Origin of the sequence: Erwinia sorbitola (assembly GCF_009738185.1) — a bacterium.
GTDB classification, from domain to species: Bacteria; Pseudomonadota; Gammaproteobacteria; order Enterobacterales; family Enterobacteriaceae; genus Erwinia; species Erwinia sorbitola.
Map to the genome: position 1 here is coordinate 3,078,569 of NZ_CP046509.1, position 22,611 is coordinate 3,101,179.

Consider the following 22,611-nt stretch of genomic DNA (forward strand, 5'->3'; position numbering starts at 1 on the left):
GATTATACCGTTAACACTACACAGCTATCCGCATCCCAGCAGAGACGCACTTCGTCACCCCAGGTTGGGGTGTCCTTACGGAAGCGATAGGCATTCTGCAACTGGGCACTGATCATCTGCCCGCTATGCAGCCGTACGTGATAAATCGACAAATCGCCCAGATAGGCAATATGTACCACTTCGCCCACGGCAAAGTTGCAACCATCGGCAGGGATCTCATCGCAAAGCATCACTTTTTCCGGACGCAGCGCCACAGAGACCGGCACCCCGTCAACCACCGATACATCAGTGGTTACTTTCAGTGGATGAAGCAGGCCGGGGCTGTCAATAATCAGCCCGTCATCCTGACGCTCGCGCAGCAGCCCTTCGAACAGATTAACTGAGCCGATAAATTCTGCGCTGAAACGGGTAGTGGGATGCTCATAGATCTCTTCAGGTTCACCAATCTGCACAAACTTGCCACGATTCATAATCGCAATGCGGCCCGCCATGGTCATGGCCTCTTCCTGATCATGGGTCACCATGACGCAGGTCGCCCCAACGCGCTCAAGGATATCAACCACTTCATGCTGCATCCGGTCACGCAGTTTCTTATCCAGCGCGCCCATAGGCTCATCCAGCAGCAGCAGTTTAGGACGCTTCGCCAGACTGCGCGCCAGTGCCACACGCTGACGCTGGCCGCCAGAGAGCTGATGCGGTTTACGTTTGGCGAACTCCTGCATATGCACCAGCGTCAGCATCTCGGCCACGCGTTCGGCAATTTCCGCTTTCGGCAGGCGATCCTGCTTCAGTCCAAAAGCAATATTTTGCTCTACTGTCATATGGGGAAACAGTGCGTAAGACTGGAACATCATATTGATGGGACGCTGATAAGGTGGCACATGGGAGAGATCCAGGCCGTCGAGTACAATCTGCCCCTGCGTAGGAGCTTCAAAACCCGCCAGCATGCGCAGCAGCGTTGACTTACCGCAGCCTGAGGCACCCAGCAGGGCGAAAATTTCGCCTTTATAGATGGTGAGGTTCACATCATCCACCGCATGCTGACCATCAAACGATTTGGTCAGGTTGCGGATCTCCAGCAGCGGCGTCAGCGCCTTACCTGCTTTGCTTTGAGGACGGGGGATCGCGTCATTCACTACCATTATACTCCGGCGGTAAAAGGAGGGCTGCTGTGCGGTTTTACGTTTGCCCTGACCTAAAAATAACAAAACAGAGGCCGGTAACCGCACCTCTGTTGCTTAACGAGTGTGAAACAGTGGTTAATTACTTACCACTTTTAACTTTAGTCCATGCACGGGTACGCACACGGTCAAGTTTTGGCTCCTGCACCTTCAGAGTGAACAGTTTCGCCATGGTTTCCGGAGTGGGGTAAATCCCCGGATTATTACGGATAGCAGCATCAACAAACGGCAGGGAGGCCTTTACGCCGCTGGCGTAGAACACCGTATTAGAGATCTGCGCCATCACTTTAGGCTCCATCAGATAGTTAATAAACTGATAGGCCTCGTCGACATTTTTCGCATCTTTCGGAATTGCCAGCATATCGAAGAATGCCAGTGCTCCCTGTTTAGGAATGCTGTAAGCGATATTTACACCGTTTTTGGCTTCAACGGCACGGTTTTTGGCCTGCAGGATATCCCCCGCCCAGCCAATGGCAACGCAGGTATTCCCATTCGCCAGGTCATTGATGTACTGGGAAGAGTGGAAATAGCGAATGCTCGGACGCAGCTTCATCAGCAGGTCGGTGGCCGCTCCGGAGTAGTCTTTCGGATCTGAACTGTTCGGATCTTTGCCGAGGTAGTTCAGCACGGTAGCGAAGATCTCTTCAGGTGCATCAAGGAAAGAGACACCGCAGCTCTTCAGTTTTTCGAGGTTCTCTGGCTTCAGCACCAGATCCCAGCTATCAACCGGGGCATCTTTACCCAGCGCGGCTTTTACTTTCTCGACGTTATAGCCAATACCGGTGGTGGCCCACAGGTAAGGGATAGCATATTTGTTGCCCGGATCGTGCTGCTCAAGCTTCTTCATCAGATCGGGGTCGAGGTTTTTATAGTTTGGCAGTTTGCTTCTGTCCAGCGGCTGGAACACGCCTGACTGGAGCTGACGCGCAAGGAAGCTGGAGGATGGCACCACAACATCATAACCGGTGCTGCCAGCCATCAGTTTGCCTTCCAGCACCTCGTTGGAATCGAATACGTCATACACCACTTTAATACCGGTTTGCTTTTCAAAATCCGCCACCGTACCCGGCGCAATATAATCAGACCAGTTATAAACGTGCAGCGTCTTGTCTGCGGCCAGTGAGCCTGCTGAGATCGCCATCAGCGTACCCGCAACCACACCTGACAACCATTTTTTACGTTGGTTGAACATTTTCTATCCTCCTGAACAGAGATAAACTTTTGCCGGGCAGGTGAACCGGTAAGCACCCGCCTTCTCGATATATAATTTTTGTCCAGCCTGGGAGCCAAATAATGAATCAATATTCACTGACTCTCTCATACTAAAAACCTATATATCTGGGGACGTTGCACGCATGATGCAGCCACGCAAGAATAGCCCCACTCTCAGGTTCAGGCCAGCCCCTAGCGTAAAAAACGCCTTTTATCGATTTTTTATGCACGTTTCCTCTATGTGATACGCCAAAGACGGCATAAACAGCGACAGATATCTGGCGATATAGGGCAAAATGCAGAATAAAAAATGGTAATTACTTTGCAGGAATTGCTGCTAAAAACAGCAGTTGATTCAGAATGTGAAGGGTATCGGATGGAGTGAGATCAAAACGGGCGGAAACAGTATCCGCCCGGAGATAATATCAGGTCGAAAAAACGAATTAATGCAGTACAGAGTGGCCGCCGATCATCGGCGTCCGATCGTCATCTTCACCGATCATCAGCAGATGATTCGCAAAGGCTTCCATGACCACCATGGAGATCTGTTCTTCGCTCTGCTTCATAAAATGCACAAACTGACCGTAAGTCAGCCCGGCGGTCACGCTGAGTGACTGGCAAACAATCAGCTTTGGCAGGTTATCATCCTGAATATCAAGGAATGCCTTCACCGTTAGCGAACTGGCATTAATCTGGGAGAGTTCCCCCAGCAAAGGAATGAGCGCGGTAGGCTTAACCTCCGCCAGCGCAGAAAACAGAATCACGTTGTCTACCAAATCGAGTTTGGCGTCGAAAACCCCGTCAAAATTCTGCATATGCGGCAGATGTAGTGCCTGGCATGAATCACACTCAAACCAGGTAATGCTTTGCTGATCCAGCCAACGTCGCAATACGTCGAGATCCGGAACGACGAGTGAATCCATATTCTTTGTCTCTTGCCGCAATAAAATTGCGCCTAAGCTTACGTAAAAATCCCGCCAAAAACCATGATTACGACAGAAATATGACGCTAACAGCTGGTTTTAAGAATCCAGCCAGCACGGCACTCTCTTTGTGATTGCACATCGCCCGCCTTATCCGCCGGTTTTAAGACAAAAACCAGGGCGAGCCTGCTCTTCAATCCAGCCGACCATCATCGCCGCAATATCCAGACCGGTGGTTTTTTCGATACCTTCCAGACCCGGAGATGCATTCACCTCCATCACCAGCGGACCACGGGCAGCACGCAGGATATCCACGCCTGCCACATCCAGCCCAAGCGTAGCCGCTGCTTTAATAGCGATCGCGCGCTCGCTGTCGCTGATCGTGACACGCCGCGCCGTGCCGCCACGGTGCAGATTGGAGCGAAAATCGCCCTCTTTCGCCTCACGTTCAATGGCCCCGACCACTTCTCCGCCAATCACCAGGCAGCGCACATCGCGCCCGCGTGCCTCTTTAATAAACTCCTGCACCAGAATATGGGCGTTGAGGCCACGAAAAGCATCAATCACACTCTCTGCCGCCTGACGGGTCTCCGCCAGAACCACGCCAATCCCCTGGGTACCTTCTACCAGTTTCACGACCAGCGGTGCACCGCCAACCATTTCGATCAGGTCGCGGGTGTCATCCGGTGAATGGGCAAAACCGGTGATCGGCATAGCAATACCTGCTCTTGCCAGCAGTTGCAGAGAGCGCAGCTTGTCACGCGCTCTGGCAATCGCCAGCGACTCATTCAGCGGGTAACTGCCACACATTTCAAACTGACGCAGCACCGCAGTACCATAAAAGGTGATGGCCGAACCGATACGTGGGATAACCGCATCATAATGCCCCAGCTGGCGGCCGCGATAATGAATAGCCGACGAACCAGGGTTGATATTCATATAGCAGGAGAGCGGATCGATCACATCGATGCTGTGACCACGCGCTCGCGCAGCTTCCAGCAAACGCTTACACGAATAGAGCGAACCATCGCGGGAAAGAATGGCAATTTTCACCTGAAGCCTCCGGGGCCAAAAGGATTAGCGTGTAGCCCAGCCCTGCTGATGCAGGTAGTCAAGAATAAACGGACGGCTCTCTTTGATCAGCGTCTTCTGAATATGCTCGCTCCAGCTCTCCGTACGGCGGTTGCTGTCGCGTGACTGATAATATTCCACCAGCTGATTGTCATACTGCGCCAGTAGCGTGGTATCGAGCGGCTGATAGTGATTTTCATGCACCAGCATCCCCACTGGCATCCGTGGCTTAGTATCCGGATCCTGCTCCGGACTGCCCAGACAAAGACCAAATAACGGCAGCACAAATTTAGGCAGCTTCAACAGCTCAGTGACGCCTGCGATATTGTTGCGGATACCGCCGATATAACAGCCGCCAAACCCGAGCGATTCCGCTGCGACCAGCGCATTCTGCGCCATCAGCGCGGTATCAACGCAGCCCAGCAGCAGCTGTTCTGCCAGCCCTAACTGCGCATCAGGGCAAATTTGCTGATTACGGTTGAAATCGGCACAAAACACCCAAAATTCTGCGGCCTGGGCGACATATTGCTGACCGCCGCTCAGGGGGACCAGCGCGTTACGTACTTCGGGATCTGAAATGCGAATAATGGAGGAGCATTGTAAAAAACTGGAGGTGGAAGCCGACTGCGCTGCATTAAGGATCGCTGCACGCTGTTCTGCGGTAATTGGCTGGTCACTGTAAGCGCGAATCGAACGATGTGAACGCATAAGCTCAATGGTCGGCGTCATGGGAATCTCCTGGTTTAGACTTGTCACGCGAAACGCGCGTGTTGAAAAGTTCGGGTGCCATCACTTTTGCCGTACGCCACATCATCACCGTGGCGGCGGGAAGCATCAGGGCAATTCCGGCAAAAATCAGTACTGTTGCCGCAAGTTTACCGGTAAAAGGCGCTGGCAAGAGTAGCATTTCATGTAACGTGAGGTAAGACAGGATGAGTAGCAAAATGCCGAGAACTTCAAGGATTAATACCGAACGGGGTAGATGAGTAAAGGCACGCATGATAACTCTCCTGCTGACAGCGATTTTCACGCTTAGTGGAGGTAATTAAAGCGCAGATTGTGCCCTTATGCATAGGTGCGGCGAATCAGACTAACAGGTAATTCCTTCTTCCTTTCGCCGGGGGATGCGGGCATCATAAGCGCCATTGAGTAATGAAATGTGATAGTAATCACATAAAATTCTATCCTTTGAGGAGAAATCTATGTTTGCAGTGATCTTTGGACGCCCTGGCTGCCCTTACTGTGTACGTGCTAAAGAGCTGGCTGAAAAACTGACTGAAGAACGTGAAGACTTCAATTTCCGCTATGTGGATATTCACGCAGAAGGGATCACCAAAGCCGATTTAGAAAAGACTGTGGGTAAGCCGGTTGAAACCGTACCGCAGATCTTCCTCGACTCTACGCATATTGGCGGCTGCACTGATTTTGAAGCCTATGCCAAAGAAAATTTAGGTCTGTTCCAGCAATAACCTGCGCTTATCTACCGCAGCTGCGGTTAATTGCCTGAAAATCAAAAAGGCCGATCGTAACGATCGGCCTTTTGCTTTTATCACGACGCTACAGCCGCCTTTTTCCATCCTGCTGATGATGCATTTCCATCAGCGTACGCCAAATCATCACGCCTAACGTACCGGAGCCGCACCAGAATACGGCACTGGCAATAAAGGCGATCTCCTGACCCAGCCCGACCCGGTTAAAACCTCCTGACTGCATCAGTATCAGGCAGGGGGGCGATGCCAGCGCGATAGCAATCACCATCGCCGTCAGGGGTGAATCTTTGGACGTCAGCGCAGCCAGAGCGCCGGGCACCACAAACAGCAGCAGCCCTAACTGAGCATGGCCAGTATAGTCTGCGGGTAGCGGATAGCGTATGGCGATATAGATCCCACCATAAAGCACGCTACAGGCGATCAAACCTGTCCAACGGATACCTTTCATCCACACGAGAATTTTCTCCAGGTTATTTTCAACCCAATTCAATTCGAGGCATCAACTAACCACGTTACTGACTATGGATAATTGCCGCTTTTGGTCAGGAAATTTGCTAAAAACAAAACCGGTAACAAATAAGCGTGCCGGAGGCTGGCTGTCAATCAGCATAGCGATTAACATAGTGAAGCAATTTATCTGTCTGCTGGTGTGGCTCTGTTAACCAGTAGCGGTAAAGTGACTGCCACCGGGTGAAATCTAGCGCATAAACCCCTTTTCTTCAATAGGTTACTGGTAAACAAGAAGTTAAACCGTGAATATAAACATCGCAGATTTGTTAAGTGGAAATTACATTCTGTTATTATTTGTCGTGCTAGCTCTGGGGTTGTGTTTAGGCAAACTTCGGCTTGGGCCTGTTCAACTGGGTAATTCTATTGGTGTTTTAGTCGTTTCATTACTACTCGGTCAGCAGCATTTTTCGATTAATACTGAAGCGCTGAATCTCGGCTTTATGTTATTTATTTTTTGTGTTGGTATCGAAGCCGGACCGAACTTCTTCTCTATATTCTTTCGCGATGGAAAAAACTATCTGATGCTGGCGATCGTGATGGTCAGCAGTGCGGTAGTGCTTGCCCTCGGACTGGGCAAACTGTTCGGCTGGGATATCGGCCTGACCGCCGGGATGCTGGCAGGGTCGATGACTTCAACTCCGGTGCTGGTAGGTGCTGGCGATACCCTGCGGCAAACGCTGACCGACAGCAAAAGTCTTACCCTGGCGCAGGATCATCTTAGTCTCGGCTATGCGCTGACCTATCTGATGGGTCTGGTAAGTTTGATTATAGGTGCACGATACCTGCCTAAATTACAGCATCAGGATCTGCCAACCAGTGCGCAACAGATCGCCCGCGAACGCGGACTTGATCCCGACAGCCAGCGCAAGGTCTATCTGCCGGTCATCCGCGCCTACCGCGTTGGCCCGGAGCTGGTCGCCTGGAGTGACGGTAAAAACCTGCGCGAGCTGGGGATCTATCGTCAGACAGGCTGCTACATAGAGCGTATCCGCCGTAACGGCATTCTGGCTAACCCCGATGGAGATGCACTGCTGCAACCCGGCGATGAAATCTCGCTGGTGGGCTATCCTGACGCCCATTCGCGCCTTGACCCCAGCTTCCGCAATGGCAAAGAAGTGTTCGATCGCGACCTGCTGGATATGCGTATCGTCAATGAAGAAATTGTGGTTAAAAATAATAATGCGGTAAATAAGCGCCTGAGCCAGTTAAAGCTGACGGATCATGGCTGCTTCCTCAACCGGGTGATCCGCAGCCAGATCGAAATGCCTATCGACGACAGCATTATCCTGAATAAGGGTGATGTGCTGCATATCAGCGGCGAAGCAAGGCGCGTTAAGTCGGTGGCAGACCGCATTGGTTTTATCTCGATTCACAGCCAGATGACTGACCTGCTGGCATTTTGCGCCTTCTTTACCATCGGCCTGATGATCGGCATGATCACCTTCCAGTTCAGCAGCTTTAATTTTGGCATCGGCAACGCGGCTGGCCTGCTGCTCTCCGGTATACTGCTGGGATTCCTGCGTGCCAACCATCCTACCTTTGGCTACATTCCCCAGGGGGCACTGACCATGGTGAAAGAGTTTGGTCTGATGGTGTTTATGGCAGGCGTTGGCTTAAGCGCTGGCAGCGGCATGAGCCACGGCCTGGGTGAAACCGGCCTGCTGATGCTCGGGGCCGGGCTGGTGGTCAGTCTGGTTCCGGTGATTATCTGCTTCCTGTTCGGTGCCTGGGTACTGAAGATGAATCGTGCCCTGCTGTTTGGTGCCATTATGGGGGCGCGCACCTGCGCCCCGGCGATGGAGATCATCAGCGATACTGCACGCAGTAACATTCCGGCACTGGGCTACGCAGGAACTTATGCTATTGCTAACGTATTGCTGACGCTGGCGGGGACATTAATCGTGATAATCTGGCCAATTTTGGGCTAATAAAATAATTAATCGATTTCGCAGAACTTTTGTAGCGGCGCGAAGTCTTAATTAGTGCCACTGCTTTTCTTTGAAATCCCCATATTGAGGAGCCCGTTAATCTTTTGATTTTCGGGTTTTTTTCTTTTCTACCCCCGCACAAATTCCCTTGCCTGTTCTTAATGTTTCCTTAAGCCCCTCAGGGCAAAGTAGCTGCATCGTTCCCTGGTAGCTCAACTGTCATGAAAACATCATTTATCCTCAACAAAAGCCAAACGGATTACGCAATTAAGAGTGATTCTCTTTACCCCCTGCCCGCAGGCTTTTACCTTAAGCAATTCGTGCTACTGATTCTCAGCGCCATGCTCTTTATCTGGCTGTCCCGCAGTGAAAGCATTGATATGGCTCTCACCCGCATGTGGTTCGACCCGCTGACACATACCTTTCCGTGGAAAGATAATTACTGGCTGGATGTGGTAAACCACCGTCTGCTCAAGCAGATAGTCATCGGTGTCGGGATCGTGCTGTTGCTGGCAGGAGTGATACGCCGTCAGCCACGCTGGGTGCTGGTTGCTCTGCTGATGGGCATTGGTCCGCTGGTGGTCGGTGTGCTGAAAGCCACCAGCGCTCACTCCTGCCCGTGGGATCTGATCGAATTTGGCGGAAAAGCAGTCTCTTACCCCCTGCTGGGCGTGACTCCCGCCAACAGCGGGCCGGGTCGCTGCTTCCCCGGGGGCCATGCTTCCAGCGGTTTTAGTGCACTGGCGCTGTTTTTTCTGTTCTATCCACGGCAGCCGCGCCTGGCCTGGGCTCTTTGGTGGACAGCCATGGTGATTGGAATGCTGATGGGTTTTGGCCAGATTATGCGTGGTGCCCACTTTCTTTCCCACAATCTGTGGGCGGCATGGTGGGTCTGGCTGACGCAATGTATGACTTTCGGATGCGTGACGCATCTGCTTAAAAAGAGGAAAACTATATGATGGAAGATCTAAACCGGGCGCTGTTTCTATGGGTTAACGCCAGCACGGCGTCACCCGGATGGCTGATCGACCTTGCCACCTTTTTCGCCCGTGATGTGATCGCCATTGTCCCTTTGCTGATTGTCGGTCTGTGGCTGTGGGGGCCTCGCAGCCAGCTCACCTCACAGCGCGTTCTGGTGCTTAAAACCGGGGTAGCGCTACTATATGCACTGGCCATTTCCTGGTGCCTTGGCCACTTGTTCCCTCATCCACGCCCTTTTGCTATTGGCCTCGGTCATCAGTTCCTTTCACATGCGCCGGATGACTCTTATCCCAGCGATCACGGTACGGTAATCTTCACCTTTGCCATCGCCTTTATCTGCTGGCACCGTATATGGTCAGGGGTGGTGCTGATGATAGCTGGTGCAGCTATTGCCTGGTCGCGCATTTATCTCGGAGTGCACTGGCCGCTGGATATGCTCGGCGGCATGCTGGTCGGTCTGCTCTCTTGCCTGTTTGCGCAAATATTATGGCAGTACTGTGGCACAACGTTACTGGCACGCCTCTCTTCTGTTTATCGGGCACTGTTTGCCTTTCCAATCAGCAAAGGCTGGATACGCGATTAACCTGCGATTATGGATCTGATTATTTGGATCCATTTACTTTGATGCAGATCATCCCCCGCTCCGTTTTAATTAAAATACCCGCTTATATTCCTGACAGGTTTCTTTTCTCTTATTGCGCAACGTGAGGGGCATCCCTCACATTTATTATTGTTGTTGCGCAAGCGTTCAAATTATCCGCATCTATAGTAACCAGCATGTATGTTAATTAATTGATAATTATACCTTTTCATAAAAATAAGCCGCTATTTTCACCAGAAGAGCTCACTATTTAACCCATTAAAAAACCATAAAAATCAGTGTAAACACCTGTTTAAACATCATTTCCCTGGTCATTAACCCCTTCAAAAAACCGCATTGCAGATATTCCCACTAAAAAAGGTAGTGAAAATGTGATTACGATCACCAGTACCCCCTAAAACAGTGCTTTATTCTATTTTTCCTGATGGTAAAGTGTGCGCCATAAAATCAGAGTAATTAATTAAAGCCTTAATTAGCTGTTAATTCTGATGGCGTAAATAAAATACGATTTAGTTAATTATTTTAACATTTTCACACTGGAGAAATCATGGACACATCTCAAACGGCGGTGTTAAGCCCCGAAGCGACGCAGAGTACCAGCGCGTGGCGTAAAACCGACACTATGTGGATGCTTGGCCTGTATGGCACGGCAATTGGTGCGGGTGTACTGTTTCTGCCAATCAACGCCGGAATCGGCGGTCTGATCCCGCTGATTATCATGGCGGTGCTCGCTTTCCCGATGACCTTTTTTGCTCACCGTGGACTATGTCGTTTCGTTCTCTCCGGGCGCAAACCAGGCGAAGATATCACCGAAGTGGTGGAAGAGCATTTCGGTGTTGGTGCCGGTAAGCTGATTACCCTGCTCTACTTCTTCGCCATCTACCCTATTCTGCTGGTCTACAGCGTAGCGATTACCAATACCGTTGAAAGCTTTATGACCCACCAGTTGCAGATTCAGGCACCGCCACGCGCACTGCTGGCACTGATTCTGATTGTGGGCCTGATGACGATTGTACGATTTGGTAAAGATATCATCGTCAAAACCATGAGCGTGCTGGTTTATCCGTTTGTACTGGTGTTGATGGTGCTGGCGCTGTATTTGATCCCACACTGGAGCAGCGCGATTTTCGACAACGCCAGCATGAGCGGCAGCGGTAAAGGTCTGATGATGACTCTGTGGCTGGCGATCCCGGTAATGGTATTCTCATTCAACCACTCACCGATTATTTCCGCCTTTGCCGTTGCCAAACGTGAAGAGTATGGCGATCAGGCAGAACCAAAATGCTCACGCATCCTGGCATACAGCCATGTGATGATGGTGCTGACGGTGATGTTCTTTGTGTTCAGCTGCGTACTGAGCCTGTCACCGGCGAATCTGGCAGAAGCAAAATCACAGAATATCTCTATTCTCTCCTACCTGGCTAACCACTTTGACACCCCGCTGATGGCGTGGCTGGCACCGATCATTGCGATGGTGGCTATCACTAAATCATTCCTGGGCCACTATCTGGGCGCACGTGAAGGCTTTAACGGTACGGTGAATAAGATGCTGCGCAGCCGGGGTAAAACCATTGCCGAGCATAAACTGAACCGCTTTACCGCGCTGTTTATGCTGGTGACGACCTGGATTGTGGCGACGCTGGATCCAAGCATCCTCGGTTTAATCGAAAGCCTGGGTGGCCCGATCATTGCCGTGCTGTTGTTCCTGATGCCGATGTACGCAATCAACAAAGTACCCGCGATGCGTAAATACAGCGGTAAACTGAGCAACGTGTTTGTTGTGCTGGTTGGCCTGGTGGCGATTTCCGCCGTGGCTTACGACCTGTTCTAACAGTTGAAAGGGCTGACCAGCCATTGCCGGTCAGCCCTCGCTGTAAGTCACTTTCACTGCATTAAGAAAACCATTTCCCGAACCAGCTATCCATCTTCATCATCACGTAGTCCCACATACGGCCAAAGAAGCCCCCCTCTTTTACCTCATCCAGAACTACCAGCGGGCGTTGCTCAATCGATTTACCATCAAGCTGGAAATCTATGGTACCGACCACCTGATTTTTAGCCAGCGGTGCCGTCAGCTGTGGTTCCGCAAGCGTAAAACTGGCTTTCAGGTTTTTTAACTGCCCTTTTGGCAGCGTAATTGCCGCATCCTTCGCTACGCCAAGCTTCACCTCTTTCCGATCGCCAAACCAGACTCGCTGCGTGGCAAAAGCATTACCCGCCTTGATTGGAGTTACGGTTTCATAGAAACGGAACCCCCAGGTCAGCAGTTTTTCACTTTCACGGAAGCGGATAGCATCGGTTGCCGCCCCGAGTACCACCGAGATCAAACGCTGATCGCCATCAACGGCAGAGGCCACCAGATTGTTTCCGGCACCCGAAGTGTGGCCGGTTTTGATACCGTCAACATGCAGATTAGTACTCCACAGCAGGCGGTTACGGTTGTACTGACGAATTTTATTGAAGGTAAACTCTTTCTGCTGATGCAGCGCATACTCTTCCGGCACATCGCGGATCAATGCCTGGCCGATAAGCGCCATATCGCGGGCGGTACTGTACTGACCGGATGAGTCCAGACCGTGTACCGTTTTGAAATGGGTATTTTGTAATCCCAGCGCCTTCACATAGTTATTCATCAGGCCGACGAAGGAGTCCTGACTGCCCGCCACATGGTCGGCCAGCGCAATACTGGCATCGTTACCCGACTGGATGACAATACCTTTGTTCAGCTCGGAAACCGGGATGCGGTCACCGGGCTTAAGAAACATCAGGGAAGATCCCTGCAATATCGGGTTGCCGGTCGCCCAGGCATCTTTACCAACGGTAACCATATCATCGTTGGTGATCTTGCCCGCTTTCAGAGCCTGTCCGGTGACATAGCTGGCCATCATTTTCGTCAGGCTGGCCGGATCAAGACGCTGATCGGCGTTAGACTCAGTAAGAACTTTGCCGCTGTTGTAGTCCATCAGCACCCAGGCTTTCGCATCAATTTGCGGCGCGGCAGGTGCCTGCTCTGCTCTGACGGAAGAGAGCGTCAGTAACAGCAGCGTGGAGGTGGTAGCCAGTGCGCAAGCACGGGATGACAGGGGAGTATTCTTCATGTCGTGACCAGATATCCATTTGAAAGACAATGATTAAAAAAGTGAAATCAGAATGTTAACTTTCCTACACTAAGGCGTTACATCCAGAAAAAAAACAATTTTACCGTAAAGATTTTTAGAGTTTATTCATTTTGGCAGATTTTGCCTCTATCAATGCTCAATTATCGTCATTTGTGCGTTGAGTAAAACGGCGGTAAATCTGATTTTGCTGCAAACAGTTAAGTCTGTCACAAAATTCCGCTAATCTGTGAAAATCCGCATGAGGAGTCAAAAGATGGATTTAGCGCTGTTCGATCTCGATGAAACACTGATTTGCGAAGACAGCACCGGCCTGTGGCTGCGCTGGCTGGTATCACAGGGTTTTGCCCCCGCCGCTCTGATCGATGAGGAACGAGCACTGATGGAGCAATACTATCAGGGTTCGTTGTCGATGGAAGAGTATATGAACACCACGCTCTCTCCACTTGCCGGAATGGCAACCACCACCGTTTCCGGCTGGATACGTCGTTTTATCCATCGGGACATTCTGCCACGGGTCTATCCCGCCGCCCGCGAACGCCTGAACTGGCATCGGGAACGTGGCGATACCGTGCTGATAATCTCCGCGAGCGGTGAACATCTGGTCACCCCGATTGCACAACAGCTGGGGGCATGCGGCGCACTGGCTATTGGGGTCGAGATGGTCGATGACCGCTACAGCGGCCAGACCTACGGCACCATGACCTACAAAGAGGGCAAAGTCAGCCGCCTGAAAGACTGGCTGAAGCAGGAACAGACGGCAGAATTCTCCCGCACCTGGGCGTATAGCGATTCACTTAATGACCTGCCGATGCTGGAACACGCGGATCACGCCTGCGTTATTAACCCTGACGGACAGCTGAACCAGCTGGCGCAGCAGCGCGGCTGGGAAATCTGCCACTGGAACAGGTAAGCAGGTTGAAAGATTGAAGCTGCGGATAAGGGATCTGATGAAAACTGCGGGTCAGTTATTGCAGATAGCTAACCTGAATAAACAGAGGGCGGGCCATGCAGCGGCCCGCCCGGACTGAATCAGCAAGGATTACTGCGCCGGGAAGGTGACCACATCCCGCACCATCTCATCGATGGCACTTTTCAGCTCTGCTTCATTAATGGGCGTACTGCTGTTGGGCACGGTTTTCCCGTAGGCCTTACGTACCACTTCCACCACCGGTTTACCGGTTTTTGCATCAAGCAGTTCAGCTTCCAGGAACAGCACGCTGTTCTGCGTACGATGTCCGGATGCCGCCATAGTACTGGCAACGACAGCCGCGACCGGCACTACTTCATAGAATTTCATATCCTGATTTTCGGCATTCACGGCAGTGATAGCCGTTTTCATCACCAGCGTGCCGGGACCAGCCTGATTGACCAGCGGCTTACGCTCGGCAACCGCCGTTTTTAGCTGCTGATCGAGGTAAGCTCGTACTTTATCCAGCGTAGCCTGGCTGACGCGGGCTGTAGGTTTCGCCGCCGGGTAGTAGACCACCGGCGTATAGTAGATGCCGCGATAATCAGAGAGTTTAAAATCGGGTGAGACCCAACGAAGGGTCTGGTGACCGCTCGGTGATTCTGTTGGTTTCAGTTTGGAATAATCCGCCAGATAGCCGGAGTACTGCGTGGTGTCAGCCACTTTAGATGAGCAACCAGCCAGCACCACACACAACGTTGCCAGCCCGGCGACCAGAGGAAGACGCATTTTCCGCATAACCCAATTCCTTGCTTAGTGAAAGTTATACAAGCATAGAGTGCGCCGGTCGATTCACCAGCAAGATCAACAAAATATTTGATCGCAAAGCGGTGATATAGCCGAAAAATTTCAGCTGGCAGTAAAACTGCGATATCAGGTTTTTAGCCTGGGATCCAAAGCATCGCGTAGCCCATCGCCCAGCAAATTAAATGCCAGCACCGTGAAGAAGATGGCAAGGCTGGGGAAAATGGCCACATGCGGAGCCAGCACCATATCGGCCTGAGCCTCATTCAGCATCGCCCCCCACTCCGGTGTAGGTGGCTGCGCGCCCAGGCCTAAGAATGACAGGCTGGCGGCGGAAATAATCGAGGTTCCGATACGCATGGTGAAGTAGACTACGATTGACGACAGCGTTCCCGGCAAAATATGGCGCAGAATAATGGTGAGATCCGATGCGCCAATGCTGCGCGCAGACTCAATATAGGTCAGATGTTTCAGCACCAGAGTATTGCCGCGCACCAGACGGGCAAAAGCCGGAATACTGAATATCGCCACCGCCAGAATCACATTCGACATACCGTTGCCCATTACCGCTACGACGGCAATCGCCAGCAGAATGCCGGGGAAAGCGAACAGCACATCGCAGATACGCATAATAATGCGATCCCACCAGCCCTCATAGTAACCCGCCAGCAGACCCAGCAGAGTACCGATCGCCGCGCCCACCGCCACGGAGAAGAATCCCGCCACCAGCGACAGCCGACTGCCCAGCAGTACGCGACTAAAGATATCACGCCCCAGCGCATCCACACCAAACCAGTGCACCATAGACGGCCCTTCGTTCAGCCGGTCATAATCAAAAAAGTTTTCAGCATCAAAAGGGGCAAGCAGCGGCGCAAACAGCGCAATCAGGATCAAGAGCAGCACAAACACTGCCGCAATCATTGCCACATGCTGACGGCGGAAACGCCGCCAGAATTCGCGCCAAGGGGTACGGACGCGATTGGGGCTGATACCCGGCAGCGCAGAGATGACGGCGTTACGTCGCCAGTTAATCATTGTGCATCCTTACTTGTAGCGAATGGCGGGGTTGATCGCTGCATACAGCATATCGACCACCAGGTTAATCAAAATAAACTCCAGTGAAAACAGCAGTACTTCAGCCTGAATAACCGGGTAATCACGCATTTCCACCGAATCCACCAGCAGTCGTCCAAGCCCTGGCCAGTTGAACACCACCTCGACCACGATTGAACCGCCAAGCAGGAAACCAAATTGCAGCCCCATCATGGTGACCACCGGGATCATCGCATTACGCAGGCCGTGTTTGATCACCACCACCGATTCACGCACGCCTTTTGCCCGCGCGGTACGCATATAATCTTCCTGCATCACCTCAACAAAAGAGGCGCGAGTAAAGCGCGCCATCACCGCCGCGACGGCAGCGCCAAGGGTAATCGAAGGGAGAATATAGTGCTGCCAGCTATCTGCACCAACGGTCGGCAGCCAGCCAAGCTCCACGGAAAACACCTGCATCAGCAGGATGCCCAGCGCAAACGCCGGAAAAGAGATACCCGATACCGCCAGCGTCATGCCCAGCCTGTCCGGCCAGCGGTTGCGCCATACGGCTGAGATAATGCCAATCGCCATGCCAAAAATCACTGACCACACCATGCTGGAGAGCGTCAGATACAGCGTCGGCAGAAAGCGCTGGGCAATCTCAGCCGAGACCGGGCGTCTGGAGACCATTGAGATGCCAAAATCACCGCGCAGCGCGTGGGAGATGTAGTGCCAGAATTGCTGCGGCAGCGGCAGATTCAGCCCAAGCTGTTCGCGCACCATCGCCACCACCTGCGCATCCGCTTCACGTCCGGCAATCAGACGCGCCGGGTCGCCGGGCAGCAGATGAACAAACAGGAACACCAGCACCGCCACAATCAGCAGCGTGGGAATCAGCCCCAGTAAGCGTTTGAGAAAATAGTTAAGCATTTTTTACCCTGCACCTCCCCAAAGGGAGGCGCGTTAGTCGGTTACTTCAGGTCAGCCTCGTCAAAGCTGAACGAGGTATCCGGCATCACATAGAACCCGGTGAGGTTTTTGGTATTAGCTGAAACCAGCTTTTCCACCACCAGCGGTGCCCACGGCTGATCTTTCCAGATGCGATCCTGAGCATCTTTGTACAGCGCAGCTTTTTTCTCGCTGTCGGTAGTATTCAGTGCGTCAGCGAGGTCTTTATCCACCTGAGGGTTGCTGTAGAACGCGGTGTTAAAGATGGTTGGTGGCCAGGACTGGGTGGCAAACAGCGGCGTCAGCGCCCAGTTAGCTTCCCCGGTTGAGGCTGACCAGCCGGTGTAGAACATACGCACACCGCTCTCTTTCTGGCCTTTATCTTCAACCTGTGCCGCACGCTGGCCGGCATCCATCGCCGTCAGCTCCACTTTGATCCCCACCTGCGCCAGCTGCTGCTGTGTAAACTGCAACACCTTCTGCGCAGTGCTGTGGTTATGTGAAGACCACAGCGCGGTGGTAAAGCCGTTCGGATAGCCCGCTTCCTTCAGCAGCTCGCGCGCTTTAGCCGGGTTATATTCCGGAGCCGGGTAGCTTTGTGAGTACTGGATCGACGGTGGCACAATGCCGGTTGCCGGTGTGGCATAGCCTGCAAAAGCGACTTTAGCCAGCGCCTGGCGGTTAATGGCGTAGTTAATCGCTTCACGCACTTTTGGATTATCAAACGGTTTCTGGGTGACGTTAAAGCTGATATAGCGCTGCATGATGGATGGCGATGTAACCAGATCCAGCTTGCTGTTTTTCTCCAGCAGTTTGGCCTGTTCAAACGGGATCGGGAAAGCAAAGTTAGCTTCTCCGGTTTGCAGCATAGCGGAACGGGTGTTGTTATCCACCACCGGACGCCAGGTAATGCTGTCCAGCTTCGGATAGCCTGGCTTCCAGTAACCGGCGAATTTCTTCACTTTGACAAAGTCAGTCTGGTTCCAGGTGACGAATTCGTACGGGCCGGTACCGACCGGATGGAAGCCGATATCTTTACCGTATTTCTTCAGCGCATCCGGCGAGATCATCGCCGCTGCCGGGCTGGCAAGGGTGTTAATAAAGGCGGAGAACGGCTGCTTAAGGGTGATCTTTACCGTGCTGTCATCCACCGCTTCGGTGCTGGCGATGGTTTTAAACAGGTTATAACGTTTGAGATGATTGTCCGGGTTGCTGGCGCGATCGAGGTTTGCTTTTACCGCTGCGGCGTTAAACGGTGTGCCATCCTGAAACTTAACGCCGCTTTTCAGTTTGATGGTGTAGATCAGCCCATCCGGGCTGGCCTGGTAGCTCTCTGCCAGCACATTTTCCAGCTTCATCTCTTTATCAAAACCAAACAGCCCCTGATAAAATGACTTTGCCACCGCCTGCGAAAGGGTGTCATTAGCGTCATACGGATCAAGGGTGGTGAAGTTTGAAGCTACGGCAATGGTGACATCTTTCGCTGCCCATGCAGGCAGCGCAACAACCGTGCCCAGCAGGCCGGCGGTTAACAGTAACTTACGCGTATATTGATTCATCATCTCTCATCATCCCTTCTTCTAAGTAGTCGTTTCAACTGCGATTAATAACATGACGCGCCACGTAGTGCCCGGCGCTCACCTCGACCAGCGGGGCCACGTCCGGCTCGTCACCAAGATCGCGGATGGGGCTGGGTATTTCATCAACCAGCAGTGCGCGTTCACGTCGGCGATGTGCCGGATCGGCCACCGGGACGGCAGCCAGCAGCTTACGAGTGTAAGGATGCTGGGGATGTTCAAAGACCGCCTGGCGCGGGCCAATCTCTACAATCTGCCCGAGGAACATCACCGCCACACGATGGCTGATACGTTCAACTACCGCCATATCGTGAGAGATAAACAGAAACGCGATGCCAAATTCGCGCTGCAAATCGAGCATCAGATTAATAATCTGCGCCTGGATGGACACATCCAGCGCCGATACCGCTTCATCAGCAATCACTACTTTTGGATTAAGCGCCAGGGCTCGTGCAATGCATATACGCTGCCGCTGCCCCCCGGAGAACTCATGAGGATAGCGCTCTGCGTGCTCCGGCAGCAGCCCGACGCGCTCCAGCAGAGCGGCAACCCGCTGTTCCGCCTCACGACCACGGGCAATGCCGTGTACCAGCAGCGGCTCCATAATCGAGAAACCTACCGTCAGGCGGGGATCGAGCGAGGCATAAGGATCCTGAAAAATAAACTGAATATCCCGGCGGAGATGCGACAAAGCCGCACCGGATAAATTATCGATGCGTTTGCCGTTAAAGGTAATGCTGCCCCCCTGACTCTCTACCAGCCGCAGCAGTGAACGCCCGGTGGTGGACTTGCCACAGCCGGATTCACCTACCAGCGCCAGCGTTTCGCCGGGGCGCAAATCAAAGCTGACTTTCTCTACGGCATGCACCCGTCGATGTACCCGGTTGAGCAGCCCGCTGCGAATATCAAAACGGGTGATCAGATCGCGCACCTGAAGAATCGGCGTATCCTGCGGGTTCACCGTATTATAAGTCGCCTCTTCCACCGGTACGCCATCGCGGATCAGCGGAAACTTTGCCGGGCCGCTGCGTCCGGCCATGGCTCCCAGCTTCGGCACGGCGGCCAGCAGCGCACGGGTATAAGGCTGCTTTGGTTCGCTGAAGATCGACTCCACGCTGCCGGTTTCCACCACATCACCGCGATACATAACCTGCACGCGATCGGCCATTTCTGCCACCACACCCATATCGTGAGTGATAAAAATCACGCCCATATGCATCTCTTTTTGCAATACGCGGATCAGCTGGAGTATTTGTGCCTGAATAGTGACATCGAGCGCAGTGGTAGGCTCATCGGCAATCAGCAGCGACGGACGGCAGGAGAGCGCCATCGCAATCATTACACGCTGACGCATACCGCCGGAAAGCTGATGCGGATAGCGCGACAGCACGTTTTTTGCCTCAGGAATACGCACCAGATCAAGCATACGCTTCGCTTCAGCCAGCGCTCCGGCATGGCTTTTACCCTGGTGCAGACGGATGGATTCGGCAATCTGCTCGCCCACCGGAAATACCGGATTAAGCGAGGTCATCGGCTCCTGGAAAATCATTGCCATATCAGCACCGCGAATAGTACGCAGCTGCGATTGTGGCAGTACAGCAAGGTTGACCTGCTGCTGATTACGCCGGCGCAGCCATATCTCTCCGCTGTCGATAGTGCCCCCGCCCTGCTCCACCAGCCGCATCAGTGCCAGAGAAGTGACGGACTTACCCGAACCAGACTCCCCGACAAGCGCCAGCGTTTCGCCCTGACGAACCGTCAGCGACAAATTATTTACCGCCTGAATGCGCTGGCCTTCATGCTGAAAGCTGACACTGAGATCGCGCACTGACAGCACCGCATCATCCTGATGGGGTAACTCACTCATCAATGCTCCTCCCGATAAATAGCCACCACCGGCAGCTCGCCTGCCACCCCATAGCCGCGGTACATACCCTCGCTATTAAACGGCAGCACCACATTGCCGGCAGCATCGACGGCGATTAGCCCGCCGCTGCCTCCCAGCGCAGGGATATTTTCATGGATAACTTTATCGCTGGCCTGCTGTAAGGTCAGACCAGAATAGTCCATCATCGCGGCGACATCATAGGCTGCCAGCGTACGCATAAATACTTCTCCGGTTCCGGTACAGGAGACAGCAACGCTGTTGCTGGCATAGCAGCCGGCTCCCGGAATTGGCGAATCACCTACCCGCCCGACCTGTTTATTGGTCATCCCGCCGGTAGAGGTCGCCGCCGCAAGGTGGCCCGCCATATCGAGCGCAACCGCACCGACCGTGCCAAATTTACGGTTGGGATCAAGCGGTTCACCGGGCGATGTGCCGTCGTGATCCAGTAACATTTGTTGAGTGGAGATCGCATGCTCAAGCTGGGCGCGACGTTCAGGAGTGGAGAAAAATGAATTTTCGACCATTTCAAGGCCATTTTCCGCAGCAAACGATTCCGCACCGCTGCCAATAAATAACACATGGGGGCTGTTTTCCAGCACAGCGCGTGCGGCAAGTACCGGATTACGTACACGACTGAGACCCGCCACTGCACCGGCTTCACGTGTGCGCCCGTCCATTACGCAGGCATCCAGTTCGTGGGTACCATCATGGGTAAATACCGAACCGATCCCGGCATTAAACAGCGGGCACTCCTCCAGCTGGCGTACCGCCTCGGTGACCACATCCAGTGCACTCCCGCCCGCCGCCAGCAGCGCCTGTCCGCTGGCAACGATCTGCAACAGCGCCTGACGGTAGAGCAGTTCTTTATCTGCATCCATGCTGGCACGCGCGATAGCACCTGCACCACCGTGAATTGCAATCGTCGCTATAGCCATAATTCATTTACCCTGTGGACCAAATCAGCATGAAAAACACTGAGTTAGAAAAGTTTTGTCGAAAAATAGCAGTTTTTGACTATAGGCAGGCAATATAACGATGTAAAGCAGAAAGTTCGCACCCTGATAATAACCAATTGTTCTAAGATAAACCTAAGAGCAGTTAGCGCGACGGCTTACCCGTTCAGGCAAACGTGACCCTGGGGCGGATTCACGCCATAATGCTGCCATCAGTTTTTGCCTGAATTCTGGAGAAATGACTCAATGGAAGCTTTCACTGCGGGATTGATCTCGCTGGATGACGCGCTAAATACCCTGCTGGCACGCATTGCCCCTGTTCAGCAACAGGACAAGGTTTCCCTGCCGGATGCCGCAGGCCGCATTACCGCCAGCGCGGTGATCTCCCCGATTGATGTGCCACCGTTCGATAACTCCGCCATGGATGGCTACGCCCTGCGTATGGCGGATCTCACCGCAAACCACGCTCTGCCCGTGGTGGGGAAAGCCTTTGCAGGCACTCCTTTTAGCGGCGACTGGCCTGCCGGTACCTGCATTCGTATTATGACCGGTGCTCCGCTGCCAGCAGGCTGTGAGGCGGTGGTTATGCAGGAGCAGACCGAACTGGAAGGCGATGCTATCCGCGTAACTGCCGACGTCAGAAAAGGACAAAATATCCGCCGGACAGGTGAGGATATTCGCCAGGGAACTCAAGTACTGGAAGCCGGAGTTAAGCTGGGTGCGGCCGAACTGCCGCTGCTGGCATCGCTGGGGATTGCGCAGGTCGCCGTGCTGCGCAAACTGCGCGTCGCCCTGTTCTCCACCGGTGATGAATTACAACCCGTCGGGCAACCTTTGGCCGCCGGCCAGATTTACGATACCAACCGTTTCGCCGTGCAGCTGATGCTGAACAAGCTCGGCTGCGAGGTGACCGATCTCGGTATAATCCGTGACGACCCCACCGCTCTGCGTGCCGCATTTGTCGAGGCCGATAGCCGCGCTGATGTGGTCATTAGCAGCGGTGGTGTCTCAGTGGGTGAAGCGGATTACACCCGCCTGATGCTGGAGGAGCTGGGTGAAGTCGGCTTCTGGAAGCTGGCTATTAAGCCCGGAAAACCCTTTGCCTTCGGTCGCCTGTCCAATAGCTGGTTCTGCGGCCTGCCCGGCAATCCGGTATCAGCAGTGGTCACCTTTTACCAGCTGGTACAACCGTTGCTGGCAAAACTCGCCGGACAGCAAGGCCCGTCACTGCCGCCGCGCCAGCGGGTGCGTAGCGCCAGTTCCCTGAAAAAATCACCAGGCCGGCTCGACTTCCAGCGCGGTATTTTACAGCGCAACGCACAGGGCGAACTTGAGGTGCAGACCACCGGCCATCAGGGTTCGCATATCTTCAGCTCTTTCCAGCAGGCTAACTGCTTCATTGTTCTGGAACAGGGCCGTGGTAACGTCGAAGCGGGAGAATGGGTGGAAGTGGAACCATTCAACTCATTACTGGAAGGCTGAT

The 22,611-nt window shown here is 53.1% G+C and carries 21 protein-coding genes; 7 read left to right on the plus strand and 14 right to left on the minus strand.

Annotation, left to right across the window (positions count from 1 at the left end):
- Window positions 1-2 precede the first annotated feature (2 nt).
- The 6 genes from potG to GN242_RS13840 form a co-directional block, all read right to left on the minus strand.
- Entirely contained in the window at window positions 3-1,136 is a 1,134-nt protein-coding gene (gene potG / locus GN242_RS13815) for a putrescine ABC transporter ATP-binding subunit PotG (protein ID WP_197094798.1), read from the minus strand.
- Window positions 1,137-1,263: 127 nt separating this feature from the next.
- Window positions 1,264-2,373, minus strand: a complete 1,110-nt coding sequence (gene potF, locus GN242_RS13820; RefSeq protein ID WP_154751980.1) for a spermidine/putrescine ABC transporter substrate-binding protein PotF — start codon at window positions 2,371-2,373, stop codon at window positions 1,264-1,266.
- A 463-nt stretch (window positions 2,374-2,836) separates the two neighbouring features.
- Window positions 2,837-3,316 carry a YbjN domain-containing protein gene (locus GN242_RS13825; RefSeq protein ID WP_154751981.1) on the minus strand — a complete coding sequence of 160 codons (480 nt, stop codon included), beginning with the start codon at window positions 3,314-3,316 and terminating at the stop codon, window positions 2,837-2,839.
- Between the two features lie 150 nt (window positions 3,317-3,466).
- Window positions 3,467-4,369, minus strand: coding sequence for a 30S ribosomal protein S6--L-glutamate ligase (gene rimK / locus GN242_RS13830; protein ID WP_156287674.1), 903 nt, complete (start codon window positions 4,367-4,369; stop codon window positions 3,467-3,469).
- A gap of 24 nt (window positions 4,370-4,393) precedes the next feature.
- Window positions 4,394-5,116 carry an oxygen-insensitive NADPH nitroreductase gene (nfsA, locus tag GN242_RS13835; RefSeq protein ID WP_156287675.1) on the minus strand — a complete coding sequence of 241 codons (723 nt, stop codon included), beginning with the start codon at window positions 5,114-5,116 and terminating at the stop codon, window positions 4,394-4,396.
- Window positions 5,100-5,387 carry a YbjC family protein gene (locus tag GN242_RS13840; protein WP_154751983.1) on the minus strand — a complete coding sequence of 96 codons (288 nt, stop codon included), beginning with the start codon at window positions 5,385-5,387 and terminating at the stop codon, window positions 5,100-5,102. The genes nfsA and GN242_RS13840 overlap by 17 nt, the downstream gene beginning before the upstream one ends.
- 202 nt (window positions 5,388-5,589) lie before the next feature.
- Between GN242_RS13840 and GN242_RS13845 the strand changes: the two genes are divergently transcribed.
- The gene (locus GN242_RS13845; RefSeq protein ID WP_154751984.1) at window positions 5,590-5,856 is read left to right on the plus strand and encodes a GrxA family glutaredoxin; all 267 of its coding nucleotides are present in this window, start codon (window positions 5,590-5,592) and stop codon (window positions 5,854-5,856) included.
- Between the two features lie 88 nt (window positions 5,857-5,944).
- Here GN242_RS13845 and ybjM read toward each other — a convergent pair whose 3' ends face one another.
- Window positions 5,945-6,325, minus strand: a complete 381-nt coding sequence (gene ybjM / locus GN242_RS13850) for an inner membrane protein YbjM (protein ID WP_154751985.1) — start codon at window positions 6,323-6,325, stop codon at window positions 5,945-5,947.
- A gap of 304 nt (window positions 6,326-6,629) precedes the next feature.
- Here ybjM and GN242_RS13855 point away from each other — a divergent pair, with 304 nt between their 5' ends.
- From GN242_RS13855 to GN242_RS13870, 4 genes are all read left to right on the plus strand, one after another.
- The gene (locus GN242_RS13855) at window positions 6,630-8,315 is read left to right on the plus strand and encodes an aspartate:alanine antiporter (RefSeq protein ID WP_156287676.1); all 1,686 of its coding nucleotides are present in this window, start codon (window positions 6,630-6,632) and stop codon (window positions 8,313-8,315) included.
- 221 nt (window positions 8,316-8,536) lie between these two features.
- The gene (locus GN242_RS13860) at window positions 8,537-9,274 is read left to right on the plus strand and encodes a phosphatase PAP2 family protein (protein WP_156287677.1); all 738 of its coding nucleotides are present in this window, start codon (window positions 8,537-8,539) and stop codon (window positions 9,272-9,274) included.
- Entirely contained in the window at window positions 9,274-9,879 is a 606-nt protein-coding gene (gene ybjG, locus GN242_RS13865; RefSeq protein WP_154752521.1) for an undecaprenyl-diphosphate phosphatase, read from the plus strand. Before GN242_RS13860 ends, ybjG begins: the two co-directional genes overlap by 1 nt.
- A gap of 565 nt (window positions 9,880-10,444) precedes the next feature.
- Window positions 10,445-11,728: an HAAAP family serine/threonine permease gene (locus tag GN242_RS13870; RefSeq protein WP_156287678.1), complete on the plus strand. Its 1,284-nt coding sequence runs from the start codon at window positions 10,445-10,447 to the stop codon at window positions 11,726-11,728.
- Window positions 11,729-11,789: 61 nt separating this feature from the next.
- Here the strand turns inward: GN242_RS13870 and GN242_RS13875 are convergent, their stop codons facing one another.
- Window positions 11,790-12,995: a serine hydrolase gene (locus GN242_RS13875; RefSeq protein WP_156287679.1), complete on the minus strand. Its 1,206-nt coding sequence runs from the start codon at window positions 12,993-12,995 to the stop codon at window positions 11,790-11,792.
- Between the two features lie 274 nt (window positions 12,996-13,269).
- On the opposite strand from GN242_RS13875, the gene GN242_RS13880 reads away from it, so the two are divergent.
- On the plus strand, window positions 13,270-13,926 hold the full coding sequence (locus GN242_RS13880; RefSeq protein ID WP_156287680.1) for an HAD family hydrolase: 657 nt from the start codon (window positions 13,270-13,272) through the stop codon (window positions 13,924-13,926).
- Window positions 13,927-14,055: 129 nt separating this feature from the next.
- Here the strand turns inward: GN242_RS13880 and GN242_RS13885 are convergent, their stop codons facing one another.
- The 6 genes from GN242_RS13885 to GN242_RS13910 form a co-directional block, all read right to left on the minus strand.
- The gene (locus GN242_RS13885; protein WP_156287681.1) at window positions 14,056-14,721 is read right to left on the minus strand and encodes a DUF3313 domain-containing protein; all 666 of its coding nucleotides are present in this window, start codon (window positions 14,719-14,721) and stop codon (window positions 14,056-14,058) included.
- Between the two features lie 135 nt (window positions 14,722-14,856).
- Entirely contained in the window at window positions 14,857-15,762 is a 906-nt protein-coding gene (gsiD, locus tag GN242_RS13890; protein ID WP_154751990.1) for a glutathione ABC transporter permease GsiD, read from the minus strand.
- A gap of 9 nt (window positions 15,763-15,771) precedes the next feature.
- Window positions 15,772-16,692 carry a glutathione ABC transporter permease GsiC gene (gene gsiC / locus GN242_RS13895; protein ID WP_156287682.1) on the minus strand — a complete coding sequence of 307 codons (921 nt, stop codon included), beginning with the start codon at window positions 16,690-16,692 and terminating at the stop codon, window positions 15,772-15,774.
- Between the two features lie 41 nt (window positions 16,693-16,733).
- Complete coding sequence (gsiB, locus tag GN242_RS13900; RefSeq protein WP_197094733.1) at window positions 16,734-18,272, minus strand: glutathione ABC transporter substrate-binding protein GsiB; 1,539 nt, start codon at window positions 18,270-18,272, stop codon at window positions 16,734-16,736.
- Between the two features lie 31 nt (window positions 18,273-18,303).
- Window positions 18,304-20,154 carry a glutathione ABC transporter ATP-binding protein GsiA gene (gene gsiA, locus GN242_RS13905; protein WP_156287683.1) on the minus strand — a complete coding sequence of 617 codons (1,851 nt, stop codon included), beginning with the start codon at window positions 20,152-20,154 and terminating at the stop codon, window positions 18,304-18,306.
- Window positions 20,154-21,110: an isoaspartyl peptidase/L-asparaginase family protein gene (locus GN242_RS13910; RefSeq protein WP_156287684.1), complete on the minus strand. Its 957-nt coding sequence runs from the start codon at window positions 21,108-21,110 to the stop codon at window positions 20,154-20,156. The genes gsiA and GN242_RS13910 overlap by 1 nt, the downstream gene beginning before the upstream one ends.
- 264 nt (window positions 21,111-21,374) lie before the next feature.
- Between GN242_RS13910 and moeA the strand changes: the two genes are divergently transcribed.
- The gene (moeA, locus tag GN242_RS13915; RefSeq protein WP_156287685.1) at window positions 21,375-22,610 is read left to right on the plus strand and encodes a molybdopterin molybdotransferase MoeA; all 1,236 of its coding nucleotides are present in this window, start codon (window positions 21,375-21,377) and stop codon (window positions 22,608-22,610) included.
- The last annotated feature ends 1 nt before the right edge of the window (window position 22,611 follow it).

Bases quoted from the DNA above. Each gene is read 5' to 3' on its own strand.
- gsiB (WP_197094733.1), bottom strand. From the start codon at position 18,272: ATGATGAATCAATATACGCGTAAGTTACTGTTAACCGCCGGCCTGCTG.
- gsiC (WP_156287682.1), bottom strand. From the start codon at position 16,692: ATGCTTAACTATTTTCTCAAACGCTTACTGGGGCTGATTCCCACGCTG.
- GN242_RS13880 (WP_156287680.1), top strand. From the start codon at position 13,270: ATGGATTTAGCGCTGTTCGATCTCGATGAAACACTGATTTGCGAAGAC.
- ybjM (WP_154751985.1), bottom strand. From the start codon at position 6,325: ATGAAAGGTATCCGTTGGACAGGTTTGATCGCCTGTAGCGTGCTTTAT.
- GN242_RS13910 (WP_156287684.1), bottom strand. From the start codon at position 21,110: ATGGCTATAGCGACGATTGCAATTCACGGTGGTGCAGGTGCTATCGCG.
- nfsA (WP_156287675.1), bottom strand. From the start codon at position 5,116: ATGACGCCGACCATTGAGCTTATGCGTTCACATCGTTCGATTCGCGCT.
- moeA (WP_156287685.1), top strand. From the start codon at position 21,375: ATGGAAGCTTTCACTGCGGGATTGATCTCGCTGGATGACGCGCTAAAT.
- GN242_RS13845 (WP_154751984.1), top strand. From the start codon at position 5,590: ATGTTTGCAGTGATCTTTGGACGCCCTGGCTGCCCTTACTGTGTACGT.
- GN242_RS13870 (WP_156287678.1), top strand. From the start codon at position 10,445: ATGGACACATCTCAAACGGCGGTGTTAAGCCCCGAAGCGACGCAGAGT.
- GN242_RS13875 (WP_156287679.1), bottom strand. From the start codon at position 12,995: ATGAAGAATACTCCCCTGTCATCCCGTGCTTGCGCACTGGCTACCACC.
- GN242_RS13825 (WP_154751981.1), bottom strand. From the start codon at position 3,316: ATGGATTCACTCGTCGTTCCGGATCTCGACGTATTGCGACGTTGGCTG.
- ybjG (WP_154752521.1), top strand. From the start codon at position 9,274: ATGGAAGATCTAAACCGGGCGCTGTTTCTATGGGTTAACGCCAGCACG.
- potF (WP_154751980.1), bottom strand. From the start codon at position 2,373: ATGTTCAACCAACGTAAAAAATGGTTGTCAGGTGTGGTTGCGGGTACG.
- gsiD (WP_154751990.1), bottom strand. From the start codon at position 15,762: ATGATTAACTGGCGACGTAACGCCGTCATCTCTGCGCTGCCGGGTATC.
- GN242_RS13860 (WP_156287677.1), top strand. From the start codon at position 8,537: ATGAAAACATCATTTATCCTCAACAAAAGCCAAACGGATTACGCAATT.
- GN242_RS13885 (WP_156287681.1), bottom strand. From the start codon at position 14,721: ATGCGGAAAATGCGTCTTCCTCTGGTCGCCGGGCTGGCAACGTTGTGT.
- gsiA (WP_156287683.1), bottom strand. From the start codon at position 20,154: ATGAGTGAGTTACCCCATCAGGATGATGCGGTGCTGTCAGTGCGCGAT.
- GN242_RS13840 (WP_154751983.1), bottom strand. From the start codon at position 5,387: ATGCGTGCCTTTACTCATCTACCCCGTTCGGTATTAATCCTTGAAGTT.